A 20290-nucleotide genomic window follows, 5' to 3' on the forward strand; every position below is an offset into this window, starting at 1 on the left:
CATCACCCTCACGACACCCCTCCCCCTCACACTGTCAGTCACGGTCCCTGCCCAAATCAACAGGAGGGGAAAGAGGCGGTTCCCAGTAGCATAAGCCAGAAGGCGGGCAAGCCAGGCCACCCTGCCGCCTCCCACGTTGTGCGTTCGATCCGCGTCTATCCATCACCTGGCACTACTCAGCCGGGCAGAGAGCAGCATCCCCCCGGGGCAAGCTCATTGCTGATCCTGTCCGGCGGTGCTGCCGCGTGCCAGAGCGGCCACCAGGGTCATCAGGTCGAAGATGAGCGCCCAGGCCGCCAGCCACTCGAAGGAGGCGTCACGATTGTCGCCCGCGCAATAGTCGATCGCCCACAGGTCCTGCAGAAACCACAAGGCTCCCGTTGCGCCCACCGCCACGCACCAAGGCAGGCACGACAGGGGGGAACCCCCGAACAACAGACACAGCATCCACGACGGCACCACGCACGACACAGCCGAAGCCGCCCAGGCCGCCACACGGCTATGCACCCGATCCGACACGAACCGCAGCCAGGTCACCCCGGCCACCACCAGCACAGCCACCGACACCAGCACCCAGCGCATCACCCCCGGATTCTCGCCGGTCATCGCGCCGAACACCAGCCCCCAGCAGGGCATCATCGGCATCGTCAGCGCCAGGCACCAGAACCCCGGACGCCCCCCACGGCTCTCGAACCGGCCCAAAAACCATATCATCGCAAAACCCGAAAACAGGCCCACCAGAAGAAACTGTATAAAACGGTCGCGCATCCACTGCTCATCCCCGTACAGGAAGGCCCAGCCCGGCACAAACCCCGCCAGAAAGGCCGCCCCGTACACCGCCAGCTTGCGCACCACGCCGGCACGGGAAAAGGCACGCTCCCCGGCAGGCGCATGACGCGCGCACCCCGCCACGCGCGACATGATCGAAGACGTGCTCCGTAGCCAGGAGCCCCCCGCAGGAAGCCGCAAGGAGCCGGAAACACCACCAGCCATCACACACCATCCTCCCGCTGAAAGCATCGAATCCGCCACTTGGCCCACCCGGTCAAGAACCGGCGCAACCGGGGCAAGCTCATTGCCCTTGTGCGGCGGTGCCGCCGCGTGCCAAGGCGGCCACCAAGGTTATTAGGTCGAAAATCAGCGCCCAGGCCGCCAGCCACTCGAAGGAGGCGTCACGGTCGTCGCCAGCGCAATAATCGATAGCCCACAGGTCCTGAAGAAACCACAAGGCGCCCGTTGCGCCCACCGCCACGCACCAGGGCAGGCACGACAGGGGGGAACCCCCGAACAACAGACACACCAACCACGACGGCACCACACACGAAGCAGCCGAAGCAGCCCAGGCCGCCACACGGACACGCACCAGATCCGACACAAACCGCAACCAGGTCACCGCAGCTGACACCAGCACAGCCACCGACACCAGCACCCAGCGCATCACCCCCGGATTCGCGCCGGTCATCGCGCCGAACGCCACACCCCAGCAGGGCATCGTCGGCATCGTCAGCGCCAGGCACCAGAACCCAGGACGCCCCCCATGGCTCTCGAACCGGCTCAAAAACCACCACATCACAAAAATGGAGAACAGGCCCACCAGAAGAAACTGGATGCAACGGCCGCGCACCCACTGCTCCTCCTGGTCGTACAGGAACGCCCAGCCCGGCACAAACCCCGCCAGGAAGGTCGCCCCGTACACCGCCAGCTTGCGCACCACGCCGGCACGGGAAAAGGCACGCTCCCCCGCGGGCGCATGACGCGCGCACCCCGCCACCCGCGACATGACCGAAGACGCGCTCTGCAGCCAGGATCTCCCCGTAGGAAGCCGCAAGGAACCAGAAACACCATCAGCCATCACACACCACCCTTCTGCTCAAAGCATCGAATCCGCCACTCGACCCGCCAGAGCGTCGATACCGGTCCTGCATCAGTGCCGTTCATGCAGGCCTCTTCCCATCCCGCATCGCCGGAGTTCGCCCCACACCTGCACCTGCGCAAGCACGGACCCCATAGTCATCAGACAATGATATCTTCGGCATACCTTCCCGGAAGCACGATCACGTCTGACCCTGCACTTCGTCCCAAGCCATCCTTATCCTCGACAGCTGCTCCCGGGCAAAGCCAAGGAAACCTTCCGAACCCGCCATGGCATACTTCATCAGGCGATCGAACTGGTCATCATCCATACCGCCCTGGCAGTTCACCACGAATAACGTGTGGAAGACCAGGCCTTTCTCGGAACTCTGCAAATAGGCACCCGGTCCCTCATAGTACCGGTTCCAGGCATTGCAGACATCCTCAAGCAAATCATGCTGGCCATTCGGATGACTGCCCTGCTCAGTCCCATGAACCACCAGATACTTATCATGCTCGCCACGTACACTGAAATCGAGCGCGATATTCCCCCATAAACCAATCCAGGCCTGCTCATGATATTCGACACGGTATCCTTGGGCATCCAGCCACTGCTGTATTCTCTTCCCGTCAACCACGGATTTTATCGGCTGTTCCATTTGTTCATGCCCCTCTTCCGTATGGCGCATTCGGTATGCGTATGGGATCCGGGCATTGCTCATTCACCCAAGCATAAAGATTCTGTATCAGATAGATGGAATCATCGAGACGCTGTCCCAGTACCTCATCCCGCTCGTCATACATAATCTGCCCGACTCCCGCTATCCTGACGGCCTGGTTCTGCTCTAAGGAAGGTTCGGTGGCATAGGCCTTGAGATATCCAACTGATCGGTTCCATTCAGTACAGACATTCACCGCATCCCGATACCTGGCGGAGCTGAATCCCCGGCTCCACAGACTTTTGAAACCAATGGAATCCAGACTTTTGCTCATTACAAAAGTAATGCCGCAATCGACCAGCGGCACCAGTACAGGACCACCGCTGACATTGACGTACGAGGGTATCCCCCGCTGAGCGAGCAGTCGTATTATGCGGGCAATGGGAATTGGAAGGCCTTGCAATAATTGCTCATCCACACTCGTCCCAGCGGTTCCTTGACCTCCCACATCCGCAGCAGTATTAGTCATCCCAGTCTCCTTATATAAATCCACCCGTGCAAGCTAGTCAGTCAAGGTCGGGTCGTACCCGACTGGTTCACTCCCGCCCCTATTGTCCCGTTGTCGATTACTCCGTTGTCGATTACTCCGTTGTCAAAGGACAGACGGCGATGACGGGAAGGCGTGCACATGATGACCAGCTGAATCACTATCGCCGCGAGCAGCGGGATGACAGCCAAGAGCAAAGGACCGCCACCTATGGTCAACATTCGAGATTTCACCAGACCAATCGTGGCTATAACCATAAGACCGTACGGAATCAAAGTCAGCCATCCCGACAGCAATAAATCATGCAGACGCCGAACCTCCAGAGCATACTCTGGCACCACCATGATCAGGTCGAAGACCAGGGGGATGAGAGCCCAGGATCCCCCGCCGCATACCTTACTCAGGCCCTGCTCTACAATTGATAGAACGATGAAGAACACCCATATCTCCTTGCGGCACGATCTCCCCCGCCCCCGGGCAAACAGGTAGAACGGCCGCTGCAGACATTCTCGAAATGTAGCGTCATACATGGGTTCGAAACCCTTCATCTCTGCCACACGAGGCGGTCTATTTTCAAACAAGGCAACAGCCATGGTCCCTTTCCTTCCATGCAACTCGAGCGGCCAGCCAGAACAGATTCCGCCGCGACCAACTTCATTGTCGACAACCAGCGTAGATTGCATTACGGCTGTAGATATCGTTCACGTAAGGCCTGAGGCCCAGTAAAAACCTGGACGATTCCTTATACTACAGCACTACAGGACTCCACTTGCCGCCGCGCAGTAGCAAACAAAACAGTCTGCATCCAACCCGACTGCGGCCAAGCAGACCACATGCGTGACAGGTACGTCAACCTTCCTTCCCTTACCAGCAACCCCCTCATTGATCCTGTGTGGCGGTGCTGCCGCGTGCCAGGGCCGCCACCAGGGTCATCAGGTCGATGATCAGCGCCCAGGCCGCCAGCCACTCGAAGGAGGCATCGCGATCGTCGCCCGCGCAATAATCGATCGCCCACAGGTCCTGCAGAAACCACAAGGCTCCCGTTGCGCCCACCGCCACGCACCAAGGCAGGCACGACCATGGGGAACCCCCGAACAGCAGGCACAGCATCCACGATGGCACCACGCATGACACGGCCGAAGCCGCCCACGCCGCCACACGGCCACGCACCAGATCCGACACAAACCGCAACCAGGTCACCGCAGCTGACACCAGCACAGCCACCGACACCAGCACCCAGCGCATCACCCCCGGATACGCGCCGGTCATCGCGCCGAACATCACCCCCCAGCAGGGCATCAGCGGCATCGTCAGCGCCAGGCACCAGAACCCAGGACGTCCCCCATGGCTCTCGAACCGACTCAAAAACCACGCCATCGCAAAACCCGAAAACAAGCCCGCCAGGCCGAACTGTATACAACGGTCGCGCACCCACTGCTCCTCCTGGTCGTACAAGAAGGCCCAGCCCGGCACAAACCCCGCCAGAAAGGCCGTCCCGTACACCGCCAGCTTGCGCACCACGCCGGCACGCGAAAAGACACGCTCCCCCGCGGGCGCATGACGCGCGCACCCCGCCACCCGCGACATGATCGAAGACGCGCTCTGCAGCCAGGACTTCCCTGCAGGAAGCCGCAAGGAACCGGAAACACCATCAGCCATCACACACCATCCTCCTGCTCAAGGCCTCGAATCCGCCACTTCGCCCACCCGGCCAAGAACCGGCACAGCCGGAGCAAGCTCATTGCTGATCCTGCACGGCGGTGCTGCCGCGTGCCAGAGCGGCCACCAGGGTCATCAGGTCGAAGATCAGCGCCCAGGCCGCCAGCCACTCGAAGGAGGCGTCGCGATCGTCGCCCGCGCAATAGTCAATCGCCCACAGATCCTGCAGAAACCACAAGGCTCCCGCCGCGCCCACCGCCACGCACCAAGGCAGGCACGACAAGGGGGAGCCCCCGAACAACAGGCACAGCATCCACGACGGCACCACGCACGACGCCGCCGAAGCAGCCCAGGCCGCCACACGGCTGCGCACCCAATCCGACACAAACCGCAGCCAGGTCACCCCAGCAACCACCAGCACAGCCACCGACACGAACACCCAACGCATCACCCCCGGACGCTCGCCGGTCATCGCGCCGAACATCACCCCCCAGCAGGGCATCATCGGCATCGTCAGCGCCAGGCACCAGAACCCCGGACGCCCCCCACGGCTCTCGAACCGGCCCAAAAACCACCACATCGCAAAAACCGAGAACAGGCCCACCAGTCCGAACTGTATAAAACGGTCGCGCATCCACTGCTCATCCCCGTACAGGAACGCCCAGCCCGGCACAAACCCCGCCAGGAAAGCCGCCCCGTACACCGCCAGCTTGCGCACCACGCCAGCACGCGAAAAGACACGCTCACCCGCAGGCGCATGACGCGCACACCCCGCCACCCGCGACATGACCGAAGACGCGCTCCGCAGCCAGGATCTCCCCGTAGGAAGCCGCAAGGAACCAGAAACACCACCAGCCATCACACACCACCCTCCTGTTCAAAGCATCGAATCCGCCACTCGGCCCGCCAAGCCGTCGATACCGGTCCTGCATCAGTGCCGTTCATGCAGGTCTCTTTCCATCCCGCATCGCCGGGGTTCACCCTTCCCTGTTACAGGATAGGGGTCACTGTCCGTTCGGGTCCCCTGGATACTGTGCCGTGCCAGTCTGACTCGCACCGAGGCTTCCGTTATCGACAACTGGATGACGGCGACGCGAGGGAACGCACATGATGACCAGCCGGACTACCACAGCCAGAAGGAGAATGATGACCCCCACGGGCGAAGGGGCGGACGGGTCCAGCCCTTTCAAGGTATCCGACACCATTGGACCGACAATCAGACCCACGCCCACCACCTCCAGCACATAGGGGACGAGCGCCAACCACCCCGACAAGGCCAGATCATGCAGACGCCGCACCATCAGGGCATACATAGGCACCAGCACTGACAGGGAGAACAGCCCCGGTATAACGGCCAAGAGACCTGAAGAGAACAAGCGGGTCAGGAAGGTGTCCAAGACCCAGATGAACGCGGCGAAAACCCATATCTCCTTGCGGCAGGAACGCCCCTTCCCCCTTGCATACAGGTAGAAAGGCCGTTGCATGCACTCCTGCATGGTCGCATCGTACATGGGCTCGTACCCCTTCATCACATCCACACGAGGCGGCCTCTTCGATAACAAGGAACTGGCCATAATCCTCACCTTCACTTTCTTCATAAACCCGTCCCGACGGATTTTCGGAACAGAACATCCAATATCGACATCAACGCAAGCACACCCATGGCGCAGCCCACCGTCCGGCATCATCGGCCGGCATCGTCGTTATCATTGGAGGCTCCCAGAAGGGAGGCGATCAGCAGGATCAGATCGCATACCAGCGCCCAGGCCGCCAGCCACTCGAAGGCCGCGTCACGATGCGTGCTCGCGCACTTCCCGATCGCCCACATGTCCAGCACGAACCACAAGGCGCCGACGACACCCACCACGCAGCACCAGAACAAGGACGCGCCAGCCGACCCTGTCACCCTGGCCAGCATCCAGGACGGCACCACACACAACACCACCATCGCCGCCCACGACAAGAACCCGTTGCGCACCAGCCGCATCACCACCGGAAACACCAACACCCCAACAACCACCAACACAGCCACCGACACCAGAACCCACCGGAACACGCCACCCGAATTGCGACCGGCAGCCCCGGATACGACACCAAACCCCGGAGCAAACGGAAGAGACAACACCACAAACCAAGGCCCCTGACGCCCCTTCCCATCCTCATACCGCCCCAACAGGATCAGAACAGCAAACCCGGAAAACAAACCAAGCAAACCAGAGTAAGCTATCAAGGCGCGCACCCGATCCTGACTGTCGTCGGTTAGGACGAGCCAGCCGCAGGCGACCCCGGCCACATAGGCCATCCCGTACAGCACCGTCTTCCACAGCACCCCGCCCAAGGAGAACTCACGGGCGCCAGGCCGCGCATGCGGGATACTCCCGACCACACGCGACATGATCGACGACAGGACAAACGCATCAACCCGATCCTCAGCGCCATCCGACACCCCGCTGGACACAGACATCACCACCACTCACCCTTCGCCCTGCATCTGCGCAAGCACGGAACCCAAGAACCTTGCTAACAGCAAGAAAGGCTTCAATTAACCAAGGGCCTCAGACAACAACGTCTTCCACCCGACACCACCTTTATTCTGATTATAGACCTAACGCTTCAAGGCATCGACCTCGGCTTTGACCACAGATCGGATTCTGCGGGAAACGAATTTCAACCTCTTCGAAACCGGCAGAATGCCGTTCTATTTACCCAGCATCATCGAAAAGTGGGAACCATATAACCACCTTGTTACATAAGGTCACCCAAAAGCCTCAGCTTTGGAATAATTCAAGCCCTATTGAAAGACTCTTACCCACAACCTTCAAGCCAAACACTGCTGAACCTCCCCCGGCACAGACCCCCCCCCTTGTCTTAACAGCCGGCGGGAGCGGCCAACAACCAGCAACGGTTTGCTCCCACCTGCTGTACCCGGTGGACGTGGCTGGAGAAGGAGACCACGATGATCTGTCCCAAAGCAGGGCAATAGCGCTATTGCTTTTAGGAGTAATTCAGATCAGTCCAGCAGCCTTCATGCCCTTACGGGCAAGAGCCACCTGATCCTCATCGGGACCCAGATTGGGCAGCCTCATGGCGGTCTGATCCAGTCTCCCGGCCGCCTTCAGGGCAGCCTTGGCCATGACGGCCTGCTGACCCTGGCCATTCAGAGCCTGGACCAGCGGGTCCAGACGTGCGGCCAAATCCCTTGCCCCATCCAGGTCACCGGCATCGAATTCATCGGCCAGGCACTTCATAGCTCCGGAGGCCACATGGGCGATCACCGAAATGACACCTACCGCGCCCAAGGCCAGGAAGGGCAGATAGAGGCCATCGTCACCTGAATACCAGGTCAGGCCGGTCTCCTGGCGCTTGCGGGGCATGGAGGCCAGGTCACCCGTGGCATCCTTGACGGCCGTAATCCCGTCCAGCTCGGCCAGCCGCCGGTAGGTGTCAAGCTCGACGTGCAGTCCGGTCCGTCCAGGCACATCGTAGAGAATAATCGGCCGCTGAGCCGACTGGCAGACCGAACGGAAGTGCGCCACCACCCCATCCTGGGAGGGCCGCGAGTAGTAGGGCATGACCACCAGCAGGGCATCGGCCCCAGCCTCCTGGGTCATCTCTACCATCCGTACCGTGTGCGCCGTGTCGTTGGATCCCGCTCCGGAGATGACAGGCACATCGACGGCATCCTTGACGGCCCTGACCAGGTTGACCTTCTCCTCCATATGGGTGACGGGAGACTCACCTGTTGTGCCGTTGACTAGGATGCCGTCGGCCCCATCGGCCACCAGGGTCCGGGCCAGATTGGCGGCAGCCTCGTAATCAACGGATCCGTCTTTATTCATAGGCGTGATCATGGCGGGGATCACCCGGCCAAATGGGGCAGGAGGAAGCAGATGGGCACCAGTCTCAGTCATATCTTCACGCTACTTGCAGAAGGGGACGCTCTTGCGGATATCAGAACAGATAGTGGTCCAGGCCCACGGTCAGCCCGGGAATGCTCCCGGCACGGCGCACGGCCAGGAGGACTCCGGGCATGAAGGAGACACGCTCGAAGCTGTCCGCGCGGATGGTCAGCTGCTCGCCGGGGTTGCCCATGAGGATCTCCTCGTGGGCGTTCAGGCCCCGCAGCCGGACGGCATGGACATGGACACCGTCAACCACCCGGCCTCTAGAAGCATCAGCCTGCTGGGTCGCGTCGGGCATGGGACCCATGCCAGCCTGGCGGCGGGCTTCGGCGATGGCGGCAGCGGTCCCCAGAGCCGTGCCGGAGGGGGCGTCGACCTTGTCAGGATGGTGCATCTCGACCACCTCGGCCGACTCGAAGTAACGGGCAGCCATGGCTGCGAACCGGTCGGCCAGCACTGCGGAGATGGCGAAGTTGGGAGCGATGAAGACACTGAGCCCGGGATGCCCGTCCAGGGCCTGCTTGACCTGGTCCAGACGCTCCTTGGTCCACCCGGTGGTGCCGATGACCGAGTGGACCCCCTGCTCTATCAGAGTCAGGGTATTGCCCAGGACGGCATCGGGGCTGGTGAAGTCGACCGCCACATCCGTGTTGCTCGGATTAATGGCAGCCGGATCATCATCCGGACCCAACAGCAGGGCCGTCTGCATATCCTGCGCGTCATTCAGAGCACGCACCACCTCGGTTCCCATGCGTCCGCCCGCACCCAGCACCGATACGCGGATCATCGGCTGCCTCCTTCTCGATTGTTTATTTCATTTCACTGTGTATTTTCGGTCTTTTTCTCGACCATACCCCTCCTGCGGCTCCTGGCCCAGCCCAGCAGGGCCAGAGGGACAGCGCAGCAGGTGACCACCGCCGGTATGGTCATACCGCCGTGGGGCCCGAACTGATCCAGGGCGACCCCAGCCAGGGTGGATCCCAGAGAGGTGCCGATGGATCCGCCGGTGGACAGCCAGGAGAGCCCCTCGGTCAGGGCCCGGGCATCCACGTTCTCGCGCACAATCAGGTTGCCGGTGGCGAAGATGGGCGAGACGCACAGGCCGGTCAACACCTCGGCCAGACCCAGCAGGACCAGGTTGTCCATGACCAGGCGGAAGACCACGTAGCCCACGGTCAGCAGCACCAGGAAGGTCGTCAGATAGCGCCAGCGGGATCCTTTGAGCCTGACCGAGCCGAAGATCAGCGCCCCACACAGGGACCCTAGGGCGAACAGGGCCAGCTGCAGACCCACAGCACCCTCGCGACCCATGGACTTGGTCAGGGCGGTCACCGATACGTCCACCGCAGAAAAACTCATGTTGAAGACGACGAAGATCACGACCAACAGGAGGATGCCCGGGTAGACCAGGGCCGAGCGCGATCCCTGGTGGCCGTCAGTATCACTCGGCAGAACGGTTCCGTGGGCATCCACCGGGGAGTGATCCGCTGCCGACTGATCGACGGCTTCCATGCGAACGACGGCCGGTGGCTCGGTGGAACGCATGGCGAAGAAGGTCAGTCCGCCGACCAACAAGGCCAGGGCAGGCAGGTAGAGCTGGGAGACCGGGCTGACCGAGGTGGCCAGGTAGGCGGAGAGGATGGGTCCCAGGATGAAGACGCACTCGTCCAGTCCCGACTCCAGGGCGTAGGCAGTGTTGAGCAGATTGGTCTTGTCCTCGCGCAGCACCCAGGCCCAGCGGGTACGCACCAGGGCTCCGAAGGCGAACTGGGTCAGGCCCATCAGGGCCGCCAGCACGAAGAGCACTCCCAGGGGAACCCGGCGCATGGCCCCCACAGCGAATCCCAAGATGGCCAGAGCCTGTACGATCAAGGCGGTCACCCCGACCCGACGCTGGCCGAACCGGTCGAACAAGCGGGCGTAGAAGGGGGTGACCAGGGCCGCGCAGAGCGTGTAGACGGCGCTCATCAGACCGGCCGAGGTCCAGTTGTCATAGATATTGTTCAGGGCCAGCACGATGCCCAGACCCATCATGCCCAGGGGCAGACGGGCCAGAACGGCCGACAGACAGAAGCCGGCGGCGCCTGGGTAGGTGAACAGGCGCAGGAAGGGTGATTTAGCGGCCGCCACGGTCACCGTCCTTGCCCAGCTGGTCGCTCACACGGCCGCCGTAGATGAAGATGTCGTCGATCCCCTCGAAGAACTGCGGGTCGTCGGAGGGGTCACGCCCGGCAAAGGCCGCATGGTCCCGCCCCTTGAGCTCAGCCAGCCGCTCCATGCCCTTGTGGTCGTAGAAGCCCACGTCGCAGGAGGAGTCCGTGTGTAGGTAGAAACGCTCGATGCCCGCCTGGTCTAAATGTTCCAAGGTGTCACGCCACAGGGCGCCGCCCACGCCGCGTCCCCGGGCACGGCTGGAGACCAGGAAGAGCCTCAGCTCAGCCTGGGGCGGGACCGCCAAACCGCACTTCTCCTCCAGCTTGACCTCGGTCAGCTGCCACTGGCGGGCCCGATCCAGGGTTTGGGCACCCAAGGTTGTTGCAGACAGCTGCTGGTCCACTCGCTCCAGCTCCTCTTGGGCCTGGGGGAAGCACAGTTCGCCAACCCCCTCGGCCAGTAGGGTCACCCCCAGAAAATCCTGCCCATCGACAGCTATCCGGGCCCTGGTGGTACCCACCAGGTAGTGCAGGATGAAGTGGGCGGCGCTCAGCCGGGACACGGTGCCCTCGGGATCCTCCTGCACCTTCCAAGTAGCGTCGAAAGTCCCCACCAGGTCGGGCATATCCGCCCAGACCATGGGTCGTATTTCCACGCTCCCCCTCCGCCGGGAGGCCTGGTCGTGAATACTGGACGTTGTCATCTGTCTCATTGCTCCATTCGGGCGTGCCCGGCCCAACGACGGCACTTGGCCGTCTGCCGATCGCCTGCTGTTCATGATTGCTGATGCGCGGCACCCATCGCCTTATCCGGCGGGGTCTGTCGCAGACTCAGTCCTCGTCCGACTGCTCGGGTATGCCCTCGGCCAGGGATGCGAGAATTTCTTCTTCGGTCCTGGCACGGGCCCTGATGAGTCGATCCTGGGGCCGGTCTTCGCTTACATAATAAAGGCAGGCGTCGATGGTCGACAGGCCGATACCCTGCAAGCATGACAGGAGCAGCCGGTAAAAGTCCAGCTGGACCAGACGGCGGTTGGTCGACTCCTCTCCGTGCGGTCGGGCACCGGTCTTCCAGTCCACGATGGTGTAGCGCAGATCCGGGCGATCAGGGTCCAGTCCACCTGCGAAGACGGCATCCAGCTTGCCCTTGACGATCTGGCCTGCCAGCACCGCCACGATGGGCCGTTCCACCCAGACGGGGGTGCGCTGGGCCCAGTCAGACTCAGCCAGCCGCTGCTCCCAGGTCAGCAGACGGGCCTGCACGGGATCAGCCTGGGGATCCAGGGACTCCCGCTCCTGGTCAAGCCCGGCCAGCATGCGGGCTCGCTCGGCCATGGCCCCGGGACCCAGCGGACCATCGAGCAGATTCGGTGATTCCGCCTGATCGGGCAGGTCCACCAGTCCTTGAGGGTCGGAAATGTCGGGCAGGATGAAGCGCCTGGCCCAGTCATGGAAGCGGGTGCCTGCCTCAGCCTGCGGGGAGGCCACCTGAGGTATGGGTCTGACCAGCCCCTGCCAGTAATCCCTCTCCATCTTGGGGTCGCCCCCTGCCGAACCAGCCTGGATTGCGGTGACGCTGCTAGCCCCGTGCCCCAGGATCCGTCGGCCGGTGCGCCGCAGCAGATCCAAGTCCGTGAGCAGCTGGTCGTCAGCGACACCCAGACGACCCGTGCTGACCTGCAGGACGCGGACCGCATTGGCGTAGAGCCCGTCATCGCCCTCCTCATCAACTGCGGGGTCGCCCGGTTCCCCGGCGCGCACCCAGGCGGCCGAGCGATCCAGGGCTTGGCGTGTGCGCGCACTCAGCACCAGAGGCCAGAGCGCTTGATCCCGTTCGCCGTCGCGGGCGGCGACCTGATCCACTTCTTCCAGGGCGCGGTCGACAATGGACTGGCGGTAGGACTGGGCGTTCTCACCGACAAAGAGCCCCAAGGGCGGCGTCGGTTCGCCCTCCTGCACATCCTCTGCCTGCTCCAGCTTGACCGCATCGGGCTCTTTCTGGAAGAGCTCCACCAGCTCGGTCCAGAAGTTGGAGGCCTTATCCGGGTCCGGAGCCGGTGTGTTCAGGGCCGCAGACTCCGCCTGGGAATCCTGGCTGAAGGTCAGCAGCAGGTCATGCCGGGCCCTGGTCGCCGCCACATAGATCAGCCGCCGCTCGTCGTCCAGCAGCCGACGGCCGTACTGTTCGCGCTGAGAGGGGGCTATGGCATCGGCCCGAACCGGGCGCGCCTGGTCGTCCAGCCCGCTCTCCCGAGACAGGCCCATGGCCTCCTCCTCCAGGCCCGCAAGGTCAAGCCGACCCAGCAGGTCTTCAGGGTCAGCTCCCAGTTGGGCATCGTGAGGAAAGTGGGGCAGAATCATGGCATCAGCCCGCACTGGTACCGGCACGGACTCGGGATCGACCAGCCAGGTACGGGCCGTGCAGTTGTACTGGTAGACCGGGCCATCCGGGGATTGGACCACCGGCTGATCCGAGGCGGGCTTGACCGTAAGCCGGTCGCCCTGACTGCTGGGGAAGGCTCCACGCTTGAGCCCGACAACCGCCACAGCATCCCACTCCAGACCCTTGGCCTGGTGGACGGTCATCAGGGCCACGTCGGCCTGCCGGTCGTCCCCGTCAGTGGGCATTTCGGGACTCTGGTCAAGGGAGGACAGCCAGGAAACGAACCCGCGCAGGCTGGGCCCCAGACCCTGGGGCAGTTCGGACAGGTAGACATCCACCTGATCCAGCAGAGCCTGGATGCCCACCTTGGCCTGGCTGGGCTCCAGAGGACGCTGGGGATTGGCCAGGGAACGAGACAAGACCAGGTCCACGTCCAGATCCAAGGCACGGATGGCGGCGATGACCACCTGGCGCAGGGGGGCCGAGGACTCGGCCTGGACCTGGCAGATGACCTGGGCGGCCTCGGCGGCCAGAACCCGTCCCCTGGCGGAGAGTCCGGAGCCCTTCAAGAGGTCTGGCAGGTCGTCGCGCAGGAGCAGGTCCACCAGGAAGACGTCGTTGGGAACCTGGTCACGGTAACGGTGCAGATCCTCACGACGGCGGCGCGGATCGGGGTCGGACTCGACCAGGCCGGCACGAACCAGGGCCCGGTACTGGCTGTCCTCGTTGACCTTGGCGGCCAGGGAGGCCAGAGCGCTCAGGTCGGCCGCATCCATGCCGAACCGGGCCGAAGCCAGCAGACGCATCAGGGAATCACTGTCGGTGTGGTCGCAGATCAGAGAGAGCAGAGCCCGCAGATCCATAACCTCGGGTCGATCAAAGAGGGAGGAGTACCCGACGACCTGGCAGCTCAGCCCTGCAGCCTCCATGGCCTCGCGGTACCTGGGCAGGGCAGCCTTGGAACGGAAGAGAACAGCCACGTGCGGCGCGTCGCCCTGATTGCCATAGAGTTCGCGTGCCCTGAGGGCGAACCTGACCACCCCATCGATCTCCTGGCCTCCGGTGCTGTAGCCCAGGAGGCCCACGGTACCCGGGTCGGCATCCTCACGGGGGCGGAGCCTGGCCACATCCACCTCGCGCAGTTCTGCTTCGGACCGGCTCTCCTGGCTCCGATGGCGCAGGGGGACGGTCAGCTGGTTGGCGGCCTTGAGCACCCAACTGGAGTTACGGAAGGTGCGCGACAGGGTCAGCGGATCCTGGTCCTGCGAGCGCCCAAAGGCCGTCACGCCAGACAAGGGACCATTGCCGGAGGCGGGTCGGTCGGCCAACATGCCGAACTGGGCCTGGAAGGTGCGGAAGGCCCCGGGACTGGCCCCACGCCAGGCATAGATGGACTGGAAGGGATCACCCACGGCGGTCACGGCGGATCTGCCGGGAGCCTGTTCCGCACTCCCCTGATCCTCCTGTCGATTTTGCGGATGGAAGATGGCCGCTAGAAGTAGGGCCTGGGTGGTGGAGGTGTCCTGGTATTCGTCCAGAAAAACGTGGCTGTAGCGGCGACGCAGCTGGGCGCTGATGGAGGGGAAACGCTCGACCAGCTGGAAGGCGGCCAGGGTGAAGTCACCAAACTCGGCCATGTTGGCCTGACGCTTGGCCCGCTGGTAGTCCTGGACCAGAGTCAGCAGCTTCTCTCGTGTCAGAACCGCCCGGCGCATGGCATCCACCCGGTAGAGGCGAATGCTTTGCCTGGTGTCTCGAAAAGCCTCGATTTTGCCTTGATAGTGCTCGTCGGTCTCCTTCTTGCTTCGTTTGGGTGGCGTCTTGCCGGCTCTGGGCTCGGTGTCCGGCACGGGCTGGTCGCCGATCAGCTGGTCCGCACGATCCACAAAGGCGCGGTCCCAGGCACGGATCCGCTCCACAGCCTGGTCGAAATCAGGGCAGTCGCTGCTGATCATGGAGGTGGTCACTGCCCCGGTCAGCCCCAGGACCCGGTTGACGGTCGTCGAGAAGGTCGCAGAGCCCAGGTCGTCGGGTTCACCATCCTGCGCCGAGGAGCCGGCGGGAAAGATCAGATCCAGATGGTCGGCAACCACCTGGGAGGCCAGCTGGTGGGCCCCTGCAGAACTCAGGGGACGGGTGTCCTGGTCCATGCCCACCAGCAGGCCGTACTGGCGCACGATGGACTGGAAGAAGGCGTCATAGGTGGACACGGTCGGTTTGAGAAAGTTGCGTTCAGGGTCCACAGCCGAGGTGCCTCTGCCCTGGTCGCGTCGGATGACCGCCGCCCCCACCCTGGACTGGAGTTCGGATGCGGCCTTGCGGGTGAAGGTCAACCCCAGAATCTGCTCGGAGGGCACTCCCCGGCGGATCAGGGCGATGATCCGGCTGGTCATGGTCATGGTCTTGCCCGATCCGGCGCCGGCCACCACCAGAAGATCCTCATTGACATCCGCATCGACGATGGCGGACTGTTCGGCAGTCTGCTTCATTCCTGATCCTCCAGTAGATTGGGCGCCACCAGTTGCCATGCCTGACATTCCTGGCCATTGCCGGCCCGATGGCAACGGGCAGGGTCGAAGACCGCGTCATCCCGGCCAGCCGTCAGCTTGACCCCGGCAGCGAAGAAGACCCTGGCTATCATGGTCAGCCCCCATACAGCCTGGGAGGAGACTCGGGCGGCTCGGACCATGCCCCACAGGTCCGCATCCACCCCAGGCGGCACCTGATCAGGCAGATCCGCAGGCTCGGCCTTGGACTTGAGCGGAGACGGCATGCCGGTTCTGGGCTGAGCGACAGTGACCAGCCTGTCATGCTCGAACAGTGGCGGTTGGTAGGCCATCTCCTCCCTGCGCAGCCCTGTTTGTGCATCCTTGGGCGGGGCTTGCAGCTGCAGGAGCAGGGACTGGCTCAGCTTCATCCCCTCGGTCCTCTCCAAGTCGGGGGCCTGGGGCGAGCTCCAGCCCGCCCCCACCTCCGGACTGCTACCGGGCGTGGGCGGGAAGGCCAGTCCCAGCTGATAGCAGACCAGCTGCAGGTCGTTGAAGAGCTGCCCCTGGGTATGGGGGACTCTGCCGGTCTTGTAGTCCACCAGCCGCAGACGGATGCCCTCGGGCAGGGACCTGACCTCCAGACGGTCGATGCGGCCGGTCAGCCTGACCGTCGTCCTGGCATCCAGGGCTGCCGGGAAGCCGTCGACCAGGCCGGACATCAGGGCGAAGAGCCCATCGGCATCCAAAGGTCTGTCGGGGAAGGTGGCTTTCCAAACAGGGACCAGGCCCTCCACAGACAGGCTGACGTCGAAGGAGCGCTCGCTCTGCACACCCAGCAGTTCGCCGACCGGAACCGGGCTCTTGCCCGCCAGACCGTATTCGGAATCCGATGAGCGGACGAAATAAGAGGCCAGGTTATCCAGGATGGGCTCCACCCGGCTCCTGCGACCGCGCTGGTCATAGAGCTCGTCGGGGTCCCGCAGGCGCTGTTCCTGAGGGGCCAGTTCCTGGTAGATGTCCAGGAGCGCATCCCGCACCTGCTGCTGGCGGGCGTCCGGATCACCCTGGCCGGGACGGTCCAATCCCTGGGCTGTGCCCTCGCTGGCCACCTTGTGAATCAGGGAACCGAACTCCGTGGGCACCCTGGACGGTGAGGGACCGGAGAACTGGTCACCCAGGGCCCACTCCAGGGGGCAGTTCCAGATGGCATCGACCGCTGAGGGCGAAAGGAGGACCACCTGACGGTCGGACCGGTGTTCATGGCGGTGTTCACGACCCTGGTCACGGTTTTGTGCTCGATCTGCCTGCACGGCTTGATTGACGGAAGCATGTGCAGAACGAGGGGCATGGTCCCTTTCAGTAACCGAGGCGACACCTGTAGCGGTGGCCACGGCCCTTGACTTGGCGGCCTGTGCAGTATGAACTTCTTCCGCCGAGGCCGGTTCAGCAGCGCCCTCCTGGTCATGGTCATAGAGGAAGGGCCAATGCCCGGGATCAGCTGAATCCTGGCCTTGGTCGGCCAGCAGCCGCAGGGCTTGCACGGCATCGTCCACTCGCTCACGGTCGACTTGATCTTCCGGGAGCAGCGCCTGGACAGCCAGGATGGACCGGGCGGCCGCCGTCAGCCCCCTGGCAGACACCTCAAGCCCTCCATAGCGCTCACTGCCGCCGGAGCCAGCGCCGACCATGCTGAACTCGGCCTGGCTCATATCGGCGGTGCGTGGATAGCGTTCGGGCAGGTAGCCGTAGAGGAAGTCCGATGGAACCAGGTCTTCGTTCCAGACCGCGCTGATGCGCACCTGGGTCCGGGCCCGGGTCAGCGCCTCCAGAAAACCCTTCTTCTCGGCGTAGAGGATGGAGCGCAGGGCAGGATCGTGGCTGAGCGTGTCCGCCAGGGGGTCGCCGATGCGGTCGTGCAGGACCAGGTCAGCCAGCTCCTCGGCTCCGAACATGGTGTCGCGGGGGATCAGATTGGGCCAGACCCCGTCCTGGACGGCGGGCAGCCAGACCAGGGGCCAGTCGGTGGCCAGGGCGGCAGCGCCGGCGGGTGTGGTCAGGGTGACGGCGTGCTCGATGGGCCCGATCCGCGCCAGGGAGTCGGCCTCGATCTGCATGGTGCGCACCTGGTCCATGAAGGCTTCGACCGTGGGGAAACGACGGGAGCCGGCCGCGTACTGGAAGAGCCGCATGAGCGCGTCCAGACGGTCGTTGGCCTCCTCCCCCTCCTGGGTGGCCATCAGGGCTCGCCGTTGCCAGTCATCAGCCAGGCCCAGGCTCCGCCAGGCCTCCCAGAGGACGTATTGGGGCTGACGGTCCTCCAGGGCGCTGATGCGAGTGGCGGTCAGATGCAGAACCTGCAGGGCCTTGTCCAGGACCTGAACGTCAGGATCCTCCCGGCGACCTCCGGCGATGGCGGTCATGGCCTCCAGAATGATTCCCGAGGATCGGTCATCCGGATCCAGCACCAGCAGGGTTTCCAGGGCCTGAACCGACAGAATGGCTGGCTGTTGAGCACCCCGGTCTCCCAGATCCACCGGCTGATCCGGGGCCGAGGCGGCGGAGAAGTGACCAGACCCGTCCCCTGGCTCGGCGGAATCGTGCCTTTTCAACAGGGAGTCATCGACGCTGATGCCGGATGAACGGTCCCTTTGAGCCTGCCGCTCGGCCAGGTCCTCGACCCAGGTCTGCCAGGCCTGTCCCAGGAGCGGCAGGTCCTCCAAGGAGCCCGATGAGTCCGGGTCACTCCCCTGTTGGCCGGACAGGGGGGCCAATGCGGCCATGGTCTCCATGATGGACTCCAGGCGTTCCATCCTGACGGGACGCTCTGCGCGAGCCGCGGTGGTGGGAACCCGAAAGAGTGGCCCGGCCATCAGGGTGCGCAGGCGCGAACGGATCCAGGCGGCCACCTGGGCAGGATCGTCCGGGTCGCTTCCAGCGGTGCCAGGGTCCAGCACCGATTGGGCCAGCTCGACCAGGGCGAAGAGACCCTGGATGGCGGGCTCCTGGCTGAGCGGACGGGTCACCGAGGAGAAGCGCACCGGCACACCCTGAACGCGTAGCTTGCGGCCCAGGGTACGCAGGGTCATGTTGTCGTGGGCGATGACGGCCATGTCGTTCCAGTCACGCTGATTGGCCAGAAACTCATGCTTGATCTGCCAAACCAGGTCATCGTCCTCCTGGTCGGGGGTGTGGAAGAGCCTGGTCTGTACGCTGCCATCACGGATAAGACTGTCGCCATCGGTCAAGGGTGCCACAGGTCCGGCACCGGGCCAGGCGGGCAGCTTGCCGGGTCTGTCAGGCAGGGGAGTGTCGTTCTCCTCGACCCCGGCGATACCCAGGCTGACCCTGGCAGCCACCAGATCGGCATAGGAACCTGAAACCGCCGGGACGGAACCCCGGCCGCTTTCGGTATGCTCTGCCACTGCTTCCGGAACCACCATTCTCCGGGGTTTCAGGGTCACGGTGGCGGCGCCCAGGCAGGCGAAATCCTGGGCCAGCAGGGGAGCGGCGGCGCCTGGCATGGGCTTGGACAAGGCCGTCAGGCGAGTGGCCAGAAATTCCGGGTAGGAGCCGCGGAAGGACTGGACAGACTGGTCGGGGTTGCCCACCAGAAGGAGTCGGCAGCCAGCCTGGTTCAAGCCCTGCAGCAGCCCCATCCCGGCCAGGGTGATGTCCTGCCAGTCGTCCACGACCAGCAGGTCTGGCAGGTCGTCATCGGCCAGACCGTCCAGACTGCGGGAGGCTTCGACCATGAGCATGGAGGGGTCCAGACGGAATTCGTCCGGGTAGCTCTCGGTGATGCTCTGGCGGTACTCATCCTCCAAGGCGAAGGCCAGACGCCACTGCAGACCCAACCGGTCGCGGCGGTCGGGATCCATGGGTTGGACGGCCAGGGCATCCAGAAGCTGGTCACGGTCATCCCTGTCCAAGCCCAATTCCGTCATGCGGGCGAACATGTCCCGCAGCTGGGCGATGAACCTGTCGGCGACCCCTACGACCCGTCCCTGGTCATCGCCAACCAGGACGGACGACCAGCCCGCCCCGTTGCGGAAGTAGCGTTCCAGGAGTCGGCAGACCGCACAGTCGTCCCCGGCCTGTACATGCTCCAGATGGACGGTCATGACCTGCCTGAGCAGGGCATCCTCCTCGGCGCCGTTGAGCAGTCTGGGCAGGAGCGGATCGTGGCCCCCCTGGGCCAGCCGGGACCGTGTCAGCAGGCGGAAGGCCAGGGCTTGCAGGGTGCCCACAGGCCGGGTGCGGTCGGATCTGCCCCGCTCCAGAATGACCTGGCGGCTGACCTGATCGGCCGCGGTCCGACCAGACACAGCCATGCTGGCACCGTCGCCAAACTGCTCCATACCGGCCAGCAGAGCCCGAGTAGCCAGCCTGGTCTTGCCGCTGCGGGGAGGACCAGCCACCACCAGGGCCCGGGTGGGCCGACCCTCCTCGTTCTGGAGCCGATCGCCGATAAGGGCGCGGACCGGTTCCATGGCCTCTTGCGGATCCACCGGTGGCTGCTTGCTCATAGCTACAAGAATAGGGTCCGGCATGGTCCATCTACAGGCCCCGGATCCTGCTGGTCCGGAACCGCCCGCAGGAGGCCCAATCGATGCCTGATCGGGAACGATGTGCTGTTATCGTGGATAG

Annotated in this window: 15 protein-coding genes; all 15 read right to left on the reverse strand. The window is 63.8% G+C overall.

Annotated features, from left to right (window positions below):
• Positions 1–213 precede the first annotated feature (213 nt).
• The 15 genes from LPC22_RS03910 to LPC22_RS03980 all read right to left on the reverse strand — a co-directional run bounded on the left by LPC22_RS03910 (position 214) and on the right by LPC22_RS03980 (position 20169).
• Entirely contained in the window at positions 214–921 is a 708-nt protein-coding gene (locus LPC22_RS03910; RefSeq protein WP_229132477.1) for a hypothetical protein, read from the reverse strand.
• Between the two features lie 151 nt (positions 922–1072).
• Complete coding sequence (locus LPC22_RS03915) at positions 1073–1852, reverse strand: hypothetical protein (protein ID WP_229132479.1); 780 nt, start codon at positions 1850–1852, stop codon at positions 1073–1075.
• A gap of 202 nt (positions 1853–2054) precedes the next feature.
• Complete coding sequence (locus LPC22_RS03920) at positions 2055–2540, reverse strand: type III secretion system chaperone family protein (protein WP_229132480.1); 486 nt, start codon at positions 2538–2540, stop codon at positions 2055–2057.
• A complete protein-coding gene (locus LPC22_RS03925; protein WP_229132482.1) occupies positions 2515–3039 on the reverse strand; it encodes a hypothetical protein in 525 nt (174 codons plus the stop codon). The genes LPC22_RS03920 and LPC22_RS03925 overlap by 26 nt, the downstream gene beginning before the upstream one ends.
• A 41-nt stretch (positions 3040–3080) precedes the next feature.
• Positions 3081–3650, reverse strand: a complete 570-nt coding sequence (locus LPC22_RS03930; RefSeq protein ID WP_229132484.1) for a DUF805 domain-containing protein — start codon at positions 3648–3650, stop codon at positions 3081–3083.
• Positions 3651–3936: 286 nt separating this feature from the next.
• A complete protein-coding gene (locus LPC22_RS03935; RefSeq protein WP_229132486.1) occupies positions 3937–4716 on the reverse strand; it encodes a hypothetical protein in 780 nt (259 codons plus the stop codon).
• A 79-nt stretch (positions 4717–4795) separates the two neighbouring features.
• Positions 4796–5437 (reverse strand): hypothetical protein, encoded by a 642-nt coding sequence (locus LPC22_RS03940; protein WP_229132488.1) that lies wholly within the window; start codon positions 5435–5437, stop codon positions 4796–4798.
• Positions 5438–5720: 283 nt separating this feature from the next.
• A complete protein-coding gene (locus LPC22_RS03945) occupies positions 5721–6290 on the reverse strand; it encodes a DUF805 domain-containing protein (protein WP_229132490.1) in 570 nt (189 codons plus the stop codon).
• A gap of 110 nt (positions 6291–6400) precedes the next feature.
• Entirely contained in the window at positions 6401–7174 is a 774-nt protein-coding gene (locus LPC22_RS03950; RefSeq protein ID WP_229132492.1) for a hypothetical protein, read from the reverse strand.
• 547 nt (positions 7175–7721) lie between these two features.
• Positions 7722–8627, reverse strand: coding sequence for a 4-hydroxy-tetrahydrodipicolinate synthase (gene dapA / locus LPC22_RS03955; protein ID WP_229132494.1), 906 nt, complete (start codon positions 8625–8627; stop codon positions 7722–7724).
• Positions 8628–8667: 40 nt separating this feature from the next.
• On the reverse strand, positions 8668–9405 hold the full coding sequence (gene dapB / locus LPC22_RS03960) for a 4-hydroxy-tetrahydrodipicolinate reductase (RefSeq protein ID WP_229132496.1): 738 nt from the start codon (positions 9403–9405) through the stop codon (positions 8668–8670).
• A 32-nt stretch (positions 9406–9437) separates the two neighbouring features.
• Positions 9438–10748, reverse strand: coding sequence for an MFS transporter (locus LPC22_RS03965; protein ID WP_229132498.1), 1311 nt, complete (start codon positions 10746–10748; stop codon positions 9438–9440).
• The gene (locus LPC22_RS03970; RefSeq protein WP_229132500.1) at positions 10735–11475 is read right to left on the reverse strand and encodes a GNAT family N-acetyltransferase; all 741 of its coding nucleotides are present in this window, start codon (positions 11473–11475) and stop codon (positions 10735–10737) included. Before LPC22_RS03970 ends, LPC22_RS03965 begins: the two co-directional genes overlap by 14 nt.
• Before the next feature lie 127 nt (positions 11476–11602).
• Positions 11603–15643 (reverse strand): ATP-dependent DNA helicase, encoded by a 4041-nt coding sequence (locus LPC22_RS03975; RefSeq protein ID WP_229132502.1) that lies wholly within the window; start codon positions 15641–15643, stop codon positions 11603–11605.
• A complete protein-coding gene (locus tag LPC22_RS03980; protein WP_229132504.1) occupies positions 15640–20169 on the reverse strand; it encodes a PD-(D/E)XK nuclease family protein in 4530 nt (1509 codons plus the stop codon). The genes LPC22_RS03975 and LPC22_RS03980 overlap by 4 nt, the downstream gene beginning before the upstream one ends.
• Positions 20170–20290: the final 121 nt, after the last annotated feature.

Source organism: Bifidobacterium mizhiense (assembly GCF_020884755.1).
Classification (GTDB): domain Bacteria; phylum Actinomycetota; class Actinomycetes; order Actinomycetales; family Bifidobacteriaceae; genus Bombiscardovia; species Bombiscardovia mizhiensis.